The sequence below is a fragment of the Microcoleus sp. AT8-A3 genome, from assembly GCF_036705675.1.
In the GTDB taxonomy this organism is placed as follows: domain Bacteria; phylum Cyanobacteriota; class Cyanobacteriia; order Cyanobacteriales; family Microcoleaceae; genus Microcoleus.
The window spans coordinates 76,824-91,538 of sequence record NZ_JAUBVD010000012.1 but is presented as its reverse complement, the minus strand read 5'-3'; the positions used below and the strand labels follow the sequence as shown (position 1 = coordinate 91,538).

The 14,715-nt window shown below is 45.6% G+C and carries 14 protein-coding genes and 1 pseudogene; 5 read left to right on the top strand and 10 right to left on the bottom strand.

The window, feature by feature from the left end:
- Positions 1–160 precede the first annotated feature (160 nt).
- Together QUB51_RS09815 and QUB51_RS09810 are read right to left on the bottom strand one after the other, a co-directional pair.
- Complete coding sequence (locus tag QUB51_RS09815) at positions 161–1,468, bottom strand: hypothetical protein (protein WP_333176572.1); 1,308 nt, start codon at positions 1,466–1,468, stop codon at positions 161–163.
- Between the two features lie 3 nt (positions 1,469–1,471).
- Positions 1,472–2,548 (bottom strand): cysteine synthase family protein, encoded by a 1,077-nt coding sequence (locus QUB51_RS09810; RefSeq protein ID WP_333260984.1) that lies wholly within the window; start codon positions 2,546–2,548, stop codon positions 1,472–1,474.
- A 418-nt stretch (positions 2,549–2,966) separates the two neighbouring features.
- On the opposite strand from QUB51_RS09810, the gene QUB51_RS09805 reads away from it, so the two are divergent.
- Positions 2,967–3,413, top strand: a complete 447-nt coding sequence (locus tag QUB51_RS09805; RefSeq protein ID WP_333260981.1) for a heavy metal-responsive transcriptional regulator — start codon at positions 2,967–2,969, stop codon at positions 3,411–3,413.
- Here QUB51_RS09805 and QUB51_RS09800 read toward each other — a convergent pair.
- The 8 genes and pseudogenes from QUB51_RS09800 to QUB51_RS09765 all read right to left on the bottom strand — a co-directional run.
- Positions 3,414–3,599: pseudogene (locus tag QUB51_RS09800) on the bottom strand (efflux RND transporter permease subunit); the annotation flags it as partial. It abuts the gene before it with no gap.
- Positions 3,600–4,064: a hypothetical protein gene (locus QUB51_RS09795; protein WP_333176565.1), complete on the bottom strand. Its 465-nt coding sequence runs from the start codon at positions 4,062–4,064 to the stop codon at positions 3,600–3,602.
- 246 nt (positions 4,065–4,310) lie between these two features.
- Entirely contained in the window at positions 4,311–5,192 is an 882-nt protein-coding gene (locus QUB51_RS09790; RefSeq protein WP_333260978.1) for a cation diffusion facilitator family transporter, read from the bottom strand.
- Between the two features lie 96 nt (positions 5,193–5,288).
- On the bottom strand, positions 5,289–5,783 hold the full coding sequence (locus QUB51_RS09785) for a hypothetical protein (RefSeq protein ID WP_333176559.1): 495 nt from the start codon (positions 5,781–5,783) through the stop codon (positions 5,289–5,291).
- Between the two features lie 101 nt (positions 5,784–5,884).
- On the bottom strand, positions 5,885–6,361 hold the full coding sequence (locus QUB51_RS09780; protein ID WP_333176556.1) for a DUF2808 domain-containing protein: 477 nt from the start codon (positions 6,359–6,361) through the stop codon (positions 5,885–5,887).
- A gap of 55 nt (positions 6,362–6,416) precedes the next feature.
- Positions 6,417–9,542, bottom strand: coding sequence for an efflux RND transporter permease subunit (locus QUB51_RS09775; RefSeq protein WP_333176553.1), 3,126 nt, complete (start codon positions 9,540–9,542; stop codon positions 6,417–6,419).
- 65 nt (positions 9,543–9,607) lie between these two features.
- Positions 9,608–11,557, bottom strand: a complete 1,950-nt coding sequence (locus tag QUB51_RS09770) for an efflux RND transporter periplasmic adaptor subunit (RefSeq protein WP_333260975.1) — start codon at positions 11,555–11,557, stop codon at positions 9,608–9,610.
- A gap of 73 nt (positions 11,558–11,630) precedes the next feature.
- Positions 11,631–12,347, bottom strand: a complete 717-nt coding sequence (locus QUB51_RS09765; RefSeq protein WP_333176548.1) for a DUF305 domain-containing protein — start codon at positions 12,345–12,347, stop codon at positions 11,631–11,633.
- A 344-nt stretch (positions 12,348–12,691) separates the two neighbouring features.
- Between QUB51_RS09765 and QUB51_RS09760 the strand changes: the two genes are divergently transcribed.
- The 4 genes from QUB51_RS09760 to QUB51_RS30390 all read left to right on the top strand — a co-directional run bounded on the left by QUB51_RS09760 (position 12,692) and on the right by QUB51_RS30390 (position 14,375).
- Complete coding sequence (locus QUB51_RS09760) at positions 12,692–12,814, top strand: hypothetical protein (RefSeq protein ID WP_333176545.1); 123 nt, start codon at positions 12,692–12,694, stop codon at positions 12,812–12,814.
- 264 nt (positions 12,815–13,078) lie between these two features.
- A complete protein-coding gene (locus QUB51_RS09755; protein ID WP_333260972.1) occupies positions 13,079–13,423 on the top strand; it encodes a metalloregulator ArsR/SmtB family transcription factor in 345 nt (114 codons plus the stop codon).
- Between the two features lie 46 nt (positions 13,424–13,469).
- Positions 13,470–14,060, top strand: a complete 591-nt coding sequence (locus QUB51_RS09750; protein WP_333260969.1) for a cation transporter — start codon at positions 13,470–13,472, stop codon at positions 14,058–14,060.
- Between the two features lie 213 nt (positions 14,061–14,273).
- Positions 14,274–14,375, top strand: coding sequence for a transposase (locus QUB51_RS30390; RefSeq protein WP_445242792.1), 102 nt, complete (start codon positions 14,274–14,276; stop codon positions 14,373–14,375).
- Positions 14,376–14,715: the final 340 nt, after the last annotated feature.

Sequence of the window (14,715 nt, the reverse complement as noted above, 5' to 3'; positions counted from 1 at the left end):
CCCCGCCAACTGTAATCGACAACTAAAGCGATGGCGATGGGGAAAATAATGATGATGCCAAGAAGTAAATACTGATTAGCGATCTCTCAAAATTTTGATGGTTTACTCCATGCGATCGAGGATGTCTTACGCCTTGCGTCCGGCACAGCCTTGGCGGTTGCTATAATTGTTTGCGTAAATTGAACGCGAGACAGGATACTTCTATTGTTAAAGAAATAATCATCGCGCTCGCAGCCGCAATTGCACCCGATGCCCCAAGCTGAACTGCACCGAACGCAACTAAAAGCAATATAGTCGTGCCAATCCAAGTTGCATAATTCAGACCTTTGGTTTGACCTGCCCCGACCAAAAAACCTTGAGTAGCATTTTGCACCGCCACCAGAAGGGGTACAAACGCGCACAACAGCAATACGGGACGGATACTCTCAACCAGGGCTTCATCGTTGCCGATAAAACTTTGCACAACCTGCAACCCAAATGGCGTTGTACTACCTAAAAACAACAGTAGCGAACAAAATCCACCCACACTGAGGGCAAATGCAATTAATTGGCGATCGCTCACTTGATCTCGATTTTTGATAATCACCTGCTGCACCATGCGAGTCGCATTGGCAATCACCAAAACCAATCCCCAAGCCGCAGGCCAAGCCGCCAATGCAATATTAGCGTCTTGGGCGCGGGCAATAATTCCCACCAGGACAGCACGTCCGCCCCAGACTACTAGCATTGAAGAGCCTAAAGGCCAGTAGAAATTCCACACACTTTTGAGATTGGTGGGTAGCTTTAACTCAGAATCAATTGGTCGAGGCAGACGAGTGGCTCCTAGCCGGTGCGCCGCAATGGTTACAACCAGCGCCTCTGAGAGAACCCCCGCGATTAAAGCAGTCCCCGCCAGCAGTGCGCCTGACATTTTCAACATAAATCCGCCCCATAACGTTAGGGCTACAATTAACAAACGAACCATGCTAGCTTTGGCAACCGCCTGAGAATGACCTGTGTGGATGAGCAATCCTTGAAAATAACGCCGCCACGCGATCGCCAAAGGCCACAGAAACATTAACGTCAACACACTCTGCACTGTCTGCCGCAATTGGGGTGGAATTCCTAACAGCGTCCCTCCCAGCGTGGCGAAAATAAACGGCAGCGTCAGCAGCAACAGTAACGCACTCAGTCCGCCGCCTGCTAAAAGCGTAAATCGCCACAAGGCGCGACGCGATCGCCCATTCGGTGCAAGCGCATTCGAGGCGTGCAGAATCATAATAATCGGACTTTCAAAAAAGACCGCAAGGGCTTTGGCAATGCCTACGGCTGCCAAATTCACCCGTGCATCGGGTAAATGAGCTAGGGCAGCCGTCATCATCGGATCGCCAAAAGCCATTGCCACATCGCTGAGGGAGAGGGGAATAAATTGCCGCCATAAATCTAGCAGACCGATTTTAGACGGACTTTGAGAAGCCTTTAAGGTCATTGTTTATGAAGGTTGTTGCTGTTGCACGAGGGTAAGAGGGACGCTTTGAAGGGCGTTAATTGTAGCGGTGAGGGCTTTTTGTTCTAAGATTTCAATCCCTTGCTCGGACAGCCATTCTGGATTGTAGACTGTTTCGAGATAGCGATCGCCCCGATCCGGGTTCAACAGTACCATGCGTTGAGGATGGGGATGCTGCTGGCTGTAAGCCAGGGCAGCGGCAACGATAGCGCCTGTGGATGCTCCTAACAACAAGCCTTCTCGACGTGCCAGGGCATGACAAACAGAAAAGGCAATGCGATCGTTCACAGAATACGCTGCATCCAGTACCATTGGATCAAAATTGGGCGGTACAAAAGATAACCCTAATCCTGTCATTTTATAGGGGTGAGACGGCGTGCCAAAAATAGCCGAACCTGCCACATCTACGCCGACAATTCGAGTTTGGGGATGGCGCTGTTTAAAATATCGGCTAATTCCTGCCAATTGTCCCGCCGTACTAATCCCAATAACAATAACATCTGGTGCGACGGGAAAAGCCTGTTCGATTTCGCGAGCAGTAAATTGCTCGTGGGCAGTTGGGTTTTCGGGATTGCGGTGCTGGCAAGGATACCAGGCACCAGGAATGGTTTCGGCGAGTTCTTTGGCTTTTTTCATCCTCGCAACTTGCATCGATCCATTGGCATCGGCCGCACTCAGGGGGACATCTACCAATTCTGCTCCATAGGCAGCCAGCATTCGCCGAATCGGGGGCGGTGTTTTAGCATCGATGACAATCATCACGCGATAGCCTCGCGCTGCACCAATCATTGCTAAACCAATGCCGAAATTACCCGAACTAGATTCAACAATTGTGCCGCCGGGGGCGAGTAATCTGGTACGTTCTGCGTGTTGAATCAGACATACAGCATTTTTCTCTTTAATGCTGCCACCGGGATTACAGGATTCTAATTTGAGATAAAATTCGTGATGCTGACAGAGTTCGCTCAAGCGATTGAGACGAACAATGGGAACCTGTCCAATTGCCTGGGTGATATCGCCAGCTAGGGATGATTTCAGCGCTGTTTGTAGAAGTTCAATCATTGATTTAGATCCTTCAAAATACACGGTAGTTAGTCATGGTCATCTATCTTCCTTGCCTGCGAGAAATTTCAGCATTTGAGCGCGAGATTATGCTCATCAATTAGCCAGAGGGCATCTTTGCCTAATTACAAGCTTGCAACGCCAGAATGAAATTGGGGTGAAATAAGTCAGGTTCATTAATTTAAAAATTTATAGGAAAGAGCGCAGGTATAAGTGGTTTTTATATTTGCAGGGATAAGCAAGAGAATATCCGACAGCAGCAGTAACTCAAAACAGAGTTACTGCTGCTTTTTGAGTCACTAAAATTTTTGACAAAATAAAATATTTTATCAGCCAAAATTGGGTGAGTATAACCAGCACAAAAAAGCGAAACTGGCTCCCGCTATAATGATAGGGTTCCAATTTACCTAGAACTACTATGACCAAATTTGAAACAGAATCCCTAGAACAGCAGCTACTAAAAATAGGAGAACTAGCCAAGCAAACTGGTGTTACTGTAGGCACCCTGCGATACTATGAAAGCCTAGGGTTACTGGAACCTGCCTTACGCAACAGTAGCGGTTATCGTTATTACACAGCCGATGCTGCCAGAAAAGTGCAATTTATCAAGAAAGCCCAAAGACTCAACTTTTCTCTTCAAGAAATTCAGCAAATTTTGGCCTCTCGCCGTCAAGGAATAACAGCTTGTCCGCTAGTGCAAGACTTATTAAGTCGCAAAATAGATTTCTTTGAGCAGGAAATTCAGCGCATGAGTGCGTTCAAAGCTGAGTTGGAAGCTTATAAAAAACTTTGGACAAATCGAACTTCAGACAATCCCGATAGCGAGGAACTTTGCACTTTGATTGAGGGAGTGAAGGAGGGTTGATCAGTTCGCTATTTCAGCTTTAACTACCTTGCCGTCTTGAATAAGTGGCTGAGGTTGTTGAGGTCGTAAAATTTTCCCAATTTTAGCATACAAAGCTGGCAAAACTAACAGAGTCAAGGCAGTAGAAGTAAACAATCCTCCTAAAACTACTACTGACAAAGGTTGCAAAATTTCCTTTCCCGCGCCTCAATAGACACGAAATTGAGCTACACCAATAGGAATTTCTCTATTAACGCCAACAAATTTAGTAGAAATTCGGTATAGCCAAACGTTAGAAACACCTCTTATTCTTACATCGTTTAAAACAAGTTTAAGCTTCGCTTCTGACGCAACTGGTTGAGAGATTTTCACTACAATTTGGTTGTCTAAAATAGAAAAATCAGCATTAATTTTTCCTTTCACATCGTCTGTTAAAGTGATATTGTTGCTGACTATTAACCCCTTTGGAACATCAATAATCAGATGAGAAAGAGGGCTACGGCCTTGAGGAATGTGCAACCTAATCGTATGCCGAACAATCCTCGACCGAGTTTGAGGAAATTGTACAGCTCCATCAATATGAGGACTAGATCCTATGCTGGCACCGGCATAGTCAGCAGCAATCGGAACTGTGAGAGCTAAAGCTACAGCCGAACAGATTAGCCTTTTCATTATTTTACTCCTGTATGACAACCGATTTCGTTAATCAAGCCTCAGAATCCTTAGTAAACGACTCTGTTATTATCTAAATTGACATATTGAGATGAAATCAGGATGAAATTTTTGACCGTTCAAGCACATTTATCCAGAAATCAGATTTTCAAAAGAAACTATTCATTCATGTTGTGGTAAGTTGCTACTGCCGAGGGTGCGATGCGACAGTATCGAGAATAGTGTATATCAAGATATTTTTTATACTCACAACACAACATTTTCTTGAGCAAGAGGACAAGGATAACTCGGATCGCCAGTTTCTACTTGGAGCGTAGTGTGTTCAATACCAAAAAGGTCGTGCAGCTCTCGATTTACCTGCACTAAAAAAGCATCGCCGGGATAAGCTGTAGGCATTACCAAGTGAGCTGTGAGGGCTGTCTCAGTTGTACTCATTGCCCAAATATGAAGGTCGTGAACACCAGCTACGCCAGGGAGTTCAGCTAAATAAGTGCGGACTGCAAGGGGTTCAATGCTTGCTGGTACGGCATCTGTTATTAAGTTGAGGGATTCTTGGAACAATTGCCAAGTCCCTAAAACAATAACAACAACAATAATCAAGCTCACAACAGGGTCAAACCAAAGCCAGCCCGTTGCCACAATAGCGATGCCAGCCAGCACCGCACCCAAAGATACCGCTGCATCAGCAATCAGGTGGAGGAATGCGCCTTTGATGTTCAAGTCATTATGACGATCGGCCATAAACATTAAGGCACTTCCCGTATTAATAGCGCTGCCTACGGCTGCAACGCCAATAATTGTACCGCCTGATACTGAGCTGGGTTCTGAAAAGCGTTGAATAGCTTCCCAAGCGATCGCCCCTGAAGCTACCAGCAGAAAAATAGCGTTCAACAGAGCCGCCAAAATGGAAGAACGACGCAGCCCATAGGTGCGGCGTGCTGTCGGTCGCCGACGGGCCAGGATCGTTGCTCCCCAAGCCAGTAGCAGACCTAAAACATCACTCAAATTGTGACCTGCATCGGCAAGTAGGGCAATGGGAATTGGCAAGAATGCCATAAACTGGCTCAATGATGACAAACCCCGTGTTGAGTGCGATGCTGATGGCAAAGGCACGGTTGTAATTACCACCTCCGTGGTCGTGTCCGTGTCCTCCGTGACTGTGATTGTGAGACACGATCGCTACCCTTGAAGCTTGTTTCTCTTGCCCTACCCAACAGGGAAAATTTACTGATTAAAACTAAAGCGACCGTCTACTTTTTTCCCGCCAATATCCGAAGTAATTTTCACCTGATACTGACCCGCTGCCTTTCCAGGAAGCAAAGCCGTGTAGCTTTTTTCTTGAGCTCCATAGGTCATGGGAAGTGTCTTTTGACTACCATCAGGTAGCTGAATTTGAGCCGTTACTTTAGCATTAGAGATTTCTTCGTTATTGTCTTCTTTTAGAAGATGGAAATCTAAACGAGTTCCATTATCTTCTTTCTCAGAGACAAACTCTAAGTGATAGGGATCTGACTCGACAACTTGAGCGCCTTTGTGAGACGCGCCGGCATGGGTAGAGGGTTCTTTTTTTGCTGCTCCATCGGACGACGCGGACTCGGCAGGCTGTGCACCAGTAGAACTAGCATCGGAATTGGCGGCTTGGTTGCTGTTCCCACAAGCTCCCAAGAAAAACAGACCCACACTTCCTAGAACAATCAAGCCTGATTTGAATAAATTCATGTGCTTTACTCGTTGCATTCAATGATTAGTAATTCTAACAAATTTTACATCATCTTTATCTTGCATACTCCCCTAAGAATTAATGGCAATCTTTAGATTAATTAATCTGTGCGAAACTCAGCTACACCTATGGGAATCTCTGTATCACTACCAATGACTTTAGCTGAAAATCGGTACACAGAAGTAGAATCGAGAATGGGTTGTTTAACTTTGTTGAAATTAATATCAATCCTGCTGCCAGGAGCGACGGGTTCCACGAAGTCTAATATAATGTTTCTGCCATTGACAGAAACATTGATGCTAATTTTCCCACCCTTGTGTTCCAGCACCTCAATATCATTACTCACACCGACAGTGGGTGGAATGGCAATAATTATCTGGGTAACAGGGTTGCTGTTTTCAGGAAAGTGTAATACGAAAGTTTGTTTGACAAGCCGCCAGCGAGTAGGGGAAGAGTACACGTCTCCGTCTACATTGGAAAGCCTACTCTCATCTGTCTCGAAACTTGCATAGCTAGGAGCCATTAAAACTGTACTAACCAGAGTCAATGCAACCGCATTAATTAGTATTTTCTTCACATTATTTTTTTGGAACCTAAACGAATAAGAAAATCGGAGCAATATACCGCGAAAATCACTTTTCAAAAACAGCTTGAACTACCTTTCCGTTGTCAGAAACTGGCGGTGTTTGTTTAGGCACTAAGAATCTACCAAACTTGGCGTACAACGCGGGTAACACCAGAAGCGTTAATGCTGTAGAAGTAAACAATCCGCCTAAAACTACTACTGACAACGGTTGCAGGATTTCTTTTCCCGCGCCGCCTTCTAATGCTAAAGGTGCTAAACCTAAAGCTGAAGTTGAAGCGGTCATCAAAATAGCATTGAGCCGTTCCATCGATCCTTTAATAATTGCTTCCTTAAAAGGCATTCCCTCGGCAAATTTAGTGTTGTAGTTGTCTACTAAAAGCAAGCCGTTGCGGGTGGCAACGCCAAATAATGTAACAAAGCCAACCAGGGAAGCTACAGAGATGATGCCACCAGTTAAAGCTACCGCGATTACTCCTCCCACTAATCCGAGGGGTAAATTAATCATAATCATCGCAGTTGAAGGAATTGACTTGACGGACAAGTACATCAATACTGTAATTACAAGAAAAGAGATCGCACTAAATATCATAATATTTTGCGAAGCTCTTTGCTCGGCTTCAAATTGACCGCCGTACTGGATAAAATAGCCAAAAGGCAACTCCACCTCTTGTTTGACTTTAGCTTGAATTTCATTCACAACCGATCGCAAATCCCTACCTTTAGCATTAGCGGCCGCCACAATCAAGCGAGAAACATTCTCGCGGTTAATCGTATTGGGGCCAGTACCGTATTTGACAGTAGCAACTTGGGCGAGGGGAATTTTATTACCGCTTGGAGTATCAACCAACAAATTCTGAATAGTTTCTAAGTTATTTCGGGCTTCAGGCTGCAACCAAACAACTAAATCAAAAGTTTGCTGAACTTCTAAAACTTGAGAAACAACTTTGCCGTTTAAAGCTGTCTCAATTATTTCAGAAAGCTCTCCGATTTTCAAACCGTATCTACCCGCTGCTTGGCGGTTAAACTTAATTTGAATTTGTTGCACGGGCACCTGCGGTTCGAGTTGCAAATCCACAATTCCCTCAACTGTTTTCATTTGCTCTTCAACTTTTGCCCCGAGGCTGCGAAGCTGATCCAAATCCGGGCCAAAGATTTTGACAGCAATCTGACTTCTGACACCAGATAAAACCTCATCCATCCGGTGAGAAATAAAACCGCCGATATTTGGTGCAACTCCCGGCAATTTAGCAAATTCCTGCCGCAGCGCCTCCAAAGTTTTCGGTCTATTTTTCATGCCCTCCTCGCTCAAACCGATATCAATGTGAGCTAAATTGACTCCCGCAGCATCCGCATCTCCCGGAGCTCTGCCCGATCGCACTTGCACGTATTCAAACCTGCTATCATTCTTAAGTGCATCTTCAATAGCAAAAGCTGCGCTATCTGTTGTCTCCAAAGACACCCCCGGATAAAGCTGAATAGTATTCACCAAAGTTTGCTCCTGAAACTCAGGCAAAAACACCCGTCCAAACGAAGGCAAAATAATTAATGCAGCCACCATGCTAGCAGCAGCAAAAGCTAAAATAATCCACGAATAGCGCATTGACAATTCTACAAAAAAAAGATAGGTGCGCTTGCAAAATCTCGGCAGCCAAGGTTCCTCGGATCTCATGCGTTTAGTAGGCAACAAGATAGCGCAGAGGGCCGGAGATATTAACAGCGATTCCAGACTAGAAATCACCACAACTATCAGATAAGTAATCCCCATAGGCGTAAAAACTCGACCTTCTATACCGGGTAAAGTAAAAATTGGCGAAAACACCACAATCCCAATAACAGTCGCTCCAATTAACGAATCGCGCACCTCCTGACTGCCATCAAAAATCACATCCATTACCGGGCGAGGATGAAGAGAAGCCTTATTTTCTCTCAAATTGCGGTAGGTATTTTCCGCATAGACGATCGCATCGTCGATCGCAGTGCCGATCGCCACCGACAAACCCCCCAAAGTCATCGTATTTAATCCCAGCCCCAGCCAATACATCGCCAGCAGCGCCAACAGCCAAGTCAGAAAGAAATCCAGCAAAACCACCGCCAGAGTGCGCCAATTCATCAAAAACGGGATAAGAATAAGGGTGACGATGATGCTGCCTTCAACTAAAGCCGATCGCACATTCTCCACCGAAGAATTAATATATTCTTCCTGTCGGAAAGTCACAGTAACTTTAATATCTTTTGGTAGAGCTTCCTGTACCTCAGCCATTGCTGCCTCAACCGCTTTCGTTACCGCTGGAGTATCAGCAACGGGCTGTCTGTTTACCATCACAATCACAGCTTTTTTGCCGTTAAAGCTGCCGTCGCCCCGCTTGATAGCAGCACCAACCTTGACATCAGCGACATCACCAATTCTGACGACTGTTCCTTGCCGAGATGCGATCGCAGATTGCTGCAAATCTTCCACAGACTCAATCCGCCCCACCCCCCGGATTAAAGTTTCTCGATCCGGCGTAATTAAATACCCCCCTGGCGCGTTAACATTCGCAGCCGCTGTCGCTTCGGCAACTTGCTGCAACGACACATTAAAAGCTTTTAACTTGGCAGGTTCTACTAATACTTGATATTGCTTCTGATCGCCGCCATAAGCCACGACTTGGGCAACGCCAGTCACGCCTAAAAGGCGGTTTGTGACTTGCCAGTCAACCAGACGGCGCACTTCCATCAAAGGAGTAGTTTCCGAGGTAAAAGCATAGGTAATCACCAGACCGACAGGTGAAGTTGTCGGAGAGATTTGCGGTGTTTCTACCCCAGCCGGGAGTTTGCTTTGCGCTAGCTGCAACCTTTCTGTTATCAACTGGCGCGCTTGATAAATGTCAGTTTGCCAATCAAAAATTACCTTAACGGCAGAAAGGCCCACAGCAGAAGCCGATCGCACTGCTGTTACCCCAGGAGTTCCGTTAATCGCACTTTCGATCGGCAGTGTTACCAAAGACTCGATTTCTTCCGGCGCGAGCCCCGGTGCTTCCGTCTGAATTTCTACCTGTGGCGGTGCGAAAGGCGGGAAGACATCGAGCGACATTTGGGGGATGATAGAAAATGTCCAAAGACTAACAATAATGGTGGCGACAACGACTAGCCACCGGCGGTTTATTACCCATCTAAGAATAGTGCTGAACATTTTATTAGCTTTGAGTTAATAGATACATACTTCTGGCCATTAAATTGCTATATCCACGCAATTGTTTACTTCAAACTCTTGACTTCTTCCTCTTGAGTTTTAACGTGATGGTTGTCATTGTGTAACACCAGTTCAGTGTCTAACGCCGATGCAGAGGCGGAAAAACCATTATTTGCGGCATGGTTTCCTGAATCCGCTGCTAATGCTGGCAATTTGCGCCGATTTCCCAACAACACGCCTGCTGTGAAAGTTAGGGATGCGATCGCAATTCCTCCCCCTATTCCCGCCCACCATAAAGACACGGGTAAATTATTAAAATTAACCTCTGTTGCCTTTGGAGTTGCCTCTTTCTTTTCCTCGTCTTCTGAGTGTTTATCGCTGCCGCCCCGTAAAGATTGGGCGTAAAGTTGAGGTGCTCGCTGCGTTACTATCAAATCTCCCTCGAATAAACCGGTTTTAACTTCAACTAAATCTCCAGCAGTTTGACCGGGTTCAATTTCAACAGCTTGATAAGCATTGCCATTTTGGACGTAAACGGTTTTTTTCCCGCTAACCTCCACTATTGCTGCACTCGGAATTGCTAAAATATTTGTGGCAGTTTTGTCGGTTAAAATCTCCAACTCAGCAAACAGTCCTGGCTTTAATTCGCCGTTAATATTATCTATTTCTGCTTTCACCGGCACAACCCGCGTTTCTCCTTCGACGGATGACCCAATGAAGGCGATTTTTCCATTGAAAATGCGATCGGGTAAATTAGCGACTTTTACCCTGACTACCTGACCCTGTTTTACTTTATTTAGGTCTTTTTCGTAGATATTGGCGGTGGCAAAAACGCGGCTGTCATTTAAGAGACTCATCAACGGTTTTTCAGCGTTTACTGACTCTCCTGGAGTGATTTCGCGATCGGCTACCGTCCCCGAAATCGGAGCAACTACGGTAACGAGTCCTCGATCGTTGGCAACCGTTCCTAATTGTTGGAGCCGCGCTTGATAGGGTGCGTCAGCCAAACGAATGCGCGACTGAGCAACTTGGACGGCAGTTTTGCCGCGTTTGAGTTGGTTCTCGGCTTCTAGGACTTCCCGGCGGCTCTGAGCTCTGGTAAGTTGAGCTTTTGCTTCTGCAACCATGCCTTGAGATTCCCGCAATTCCCGCATTGGGAGGTCTACTTCGGCTTGTTTAATTTCGGTTTGGGCTTGGATAACTTCAGGACGGCTTTTTGCCTTAGCAACAGTGGCTTGTGCTTCGGCGAAGTGCGCTTGCGATTCCAGCATTGTGCGTCGTGCGATCGCTCCTGATGCCACTAATTCTTTGTCGCGCTCGAACTGTTCTTTTGCCACAGTCAGTTCAGTTTCTGCCCGCGCTATTTCGGCTTGCGCTATTTCAACTTGGCGCTGATAGTTTTCTTGAGCGGCTTGCACAACTGAACGCTTGTTTACTAATTCTTGTTCTTGCTGGTACTGCTTAGTTACCGCCGTCAATTGGGTTTTGGCTTGGGCGATTTCTGCTGCGGATATTTGAAGTTGGCGATCGTAATTTTCTCGTGCTAGTTTTAGATCTCCTTGTGCTTGCTGCAAATCTGCCTCAGCTTCAGCACGTTTCGAGAGAGATTCAACCCGCAATTGTCCTAATTCTGAACTCGATAAAACCGCAACCGGTTGACCTTTTGATACTTTGTCCCCAGGCTTAACTAGCAACTCTACTACTTTCCCAGCAACAGGAGCCGTCACTTCTACTTTTTCGTTGGGTAAAGTTTCAATTTGTCCTGTGGTTTTGATGCCAATATCTAGTCGCTGGCGAGCGGCAGGGGAGACTTTAATACCTAATCGTTTTGCTGTTTCAGCATCGACAGAAATAGCAGTAGGAGTTTCAGTTGCTTCGTCGCTATGCTTAAATTCATCTCCGTGGCCAGCGTGGGCAAAAGCGGGGGTGGACTCGATGAATAACAAAAGAGTCAGGAGTATTCCCGAAAAGTGAACAATCGGTGCTGAGGAGCGGACACGGGGGTAGTATTGCATGATTGAGTAGGGGAGAATCTGAACTCAAAGATCAGTTTTGCAGATAAAAATGAAATCCGGGTGAAATATGGTGTTACTGTTTGTACCAAGCTTGCCGCCACTCTTTCATTTGCTCGATTTCTTGCTTTTGCGAAGTCACAATCTCTTGGGACAATTTGTTTATTTCCGGCCGCTTCGACTTCTTCAAAGCATCTTGGGCCATCACTAAAGCTCCTTCGTGGTGGGGAATCATCGCATTGATAAATCGCAAGTCAAATTGGTCGTCAGCGGCCCCTAAATCCATGCTCATCATCATGCTTTGCATTTGTTCGGGAGTCATTGCCATCGTGTGACTCATTGGAGCGTGATAAGCCATTGGCGTACTGCTGGCTTTGGCATACCAAGCTTTTCGCCACTCTTTCATTTGATTGATTTCGCGGTTCTGAGCGGCAATCATCTCATTTGCTATTTTTTTCATTTCCGGGCGTTTGGATTTATTTAGTACCTCTTTTGCCATGTTTACTGCACCTTGATGGTGCAGTGTCATGCCATCAATAAATCGCAAATCGTACTCGGCATCAGCCGGGCCTAAATCCATTGACATATTGTGATCCATGCCATGATTCATGCCACCCATGCCACCTTGTGCCGCGTCTGGCTTGTTGTTCACTTCGGTTGCAGCCGTAACGTTTGGGGCTTGAGTTTGGCTTGTAGGAGCTTTTGAACAAGCTGCGAGCACTCCGCTGGTTAGGGCGGCTGTGGCGATCAATGTCAGCCCTGCAAAGCCGGTTTTTAATGAAATTGGTTTCATACATTTTATATGCTTAAAACGACTATTTATCTTCAGCTTTCCACATATAAATGAAATTAGGATGAAATTTTCGACTGGGAATTGTAAAAAATTATTGCTGTGCTGTCGATCGAACTCAAATTTAAGATTTACAGGACTCACAACCTAATTATGTAGGGTGCACAGTGCGCGCCTTACCCCTATGGGTAGGGTGTCAAACCACTTTTTCCATAATTCCTGATTAATTTCGCAATCCCCCTTGACACTCCAGTGGACTAGAGAAGTCCAAGCAGTTGACTCAGCCGCCGTTGTTTAAGCCGATCTCAAGACGAAGTTGGTGACAATTCAAACTGTGAAACCGGAAAATGAAGTTAGGAAAGCGATCGCATCTGTTGGCAGTTGAAGACAGAAGGCAGAATATTACCCATTCCCAATTTCAGAGTGCATATATGGATCATCTGACAGTCAAACTCCAAGGCATGAGTTGAGTCGGTCGCCCTTCTGCTGGTATCCAGCGCGTTTTTGCTGAAGTTGGACTAGACCCAAAAGCAGCTCAAATCTAAACACTGCAAGCACCAGGGAAAATTGTAGCGATACTGGGAGATGGGATTAACGATGCTCCGGCTTGGGCAATAGCGGATGTGGGAATGGCGACGCTGCTCAGGTGAGGGTATAAATAAGCTTTCAGGTGTTTACATATCATTATTTGCTGATATGATGATACAAAAGAGCTTTGTATTGGAACTAAGCATATGATTGTCTCTGCTCAATCCCAGTCCACTCGCTTGAAAGCAAAACTCTTTCGTGGGTTTTCCGATCCATCCCGATTGGCGATTTTGGACGTGCTGCGATCGCGTGCAATGACTGTGAGTGAAATTGTTGAAGCAACCGGGCTATCGCAATCTAACACCTCAAACCACTTGGGCTGTCTCCGTGATTGCGGTCTGGTAAACACCCTGCAGCAAGGACGGTACACAAGCTATCAACTCGCCGATGCACGAGTTGCTGAGATTTTGGAAATGGTTGAAGAGTTACTGGCTGATGTAGCAAAAGGAGTTTATGAATGTACCCGCTACAACTGCTCAAAGGACGAATAACAACAAGCTAATTAGGAGGCGCACGATGTCAGACTGTGGATGTCACATGGAAGCCAAGAACGCAGCCGAGCGTAAAACGCTGCGAATTCTGTTACTTATCAATGGCACAATGTTTGTCGTCGGAATTGTGGCAGGAGTTTTAGCGGATTCAACTGCCTTAGTTGCAGACTCATTAGATATGTTTGCAGATGCTTCGGTTTACACGATGTCGCTGTATGCAGTTGGCAAATCGGCGCATCACAAGAATCGTGCAGCGAGTCTAAGTGGTATTTTTCAGATCACGTTAGCTGTGATGGTTGTCGTCGATGTGATTCGACGGTTTGTTTGGGGAAGTTCACCCGAATCAGGATGGATGATGGTAATGGCTTTTTTGGCCCTGATTGCTAACAGTTATGGTTTGTACCTTCTCTCAAAGCATCGTAAGGGTGAGGTACATATGCGGGCAAGTTGGATATTTACGCAGAATGATGTAATTGCAAATTTTAGTGTGATCTTCGCAGGTTTCCTAGTCACTCTATTTAATTCTCGCTTTCCTGATTTAATTGTTGGATTTGGAATCGCAAGCCTAGTCGTTTGGGGTGGAATCAGTATTATTCGGGATGCACAACGCGACAGAATGAAGCAACAACGGCTGTAGTAATATCGCTTAACAGGTTTTGCAGCAACGATTTGAACGTTTCTCGCTTCGTTTTAGTTTTTTCATCGCCGAGACATAGAAACAGTACCGAAGATAGCTATGAGTAAAATGTACTCCAGCAACTTAACCCTGGAACAATGGGAGTTGATTGAACCTTTTATTTCACCTGTAACATCTAGGGATCGTCATCCTAAGGTTGAGGTGTGAAATGTCCTGAATGCGATATTTTACCTGTTAACCCAAGGCTGTACTTGGCGTGACTTATTTGGAAATTCCCCACCTTGGCAGAGCGTGCATCGCTACTTCTGCACCTAGCGTAAAGACGGAATTTTGCTGAGGCTAAATGACCGACTTAGAGCCTAGGTTAGAGTTAGCCACAACCGAGTGGTGAGTCGGTCTGAAGCCATCGTGGATAGTCAAAGCATCAAAAACGCAGCAATGGTAAACCAAGCAATGGGATGTGACGCAGGCAAGCAAATAATATGAGTCAATAATTTTTACTTAACCTGAGCAAAACGATAATAATTCTTACTCTCGATCGCAACTTGTGACCGCTAACTAGAACTAACTAGCAGCCCAACTTTTAACTCAATAATTTCCCAAATTTTGAGCTTTGGAGATATAGTATGAATATGTGTTCATAAGTTAATTATTT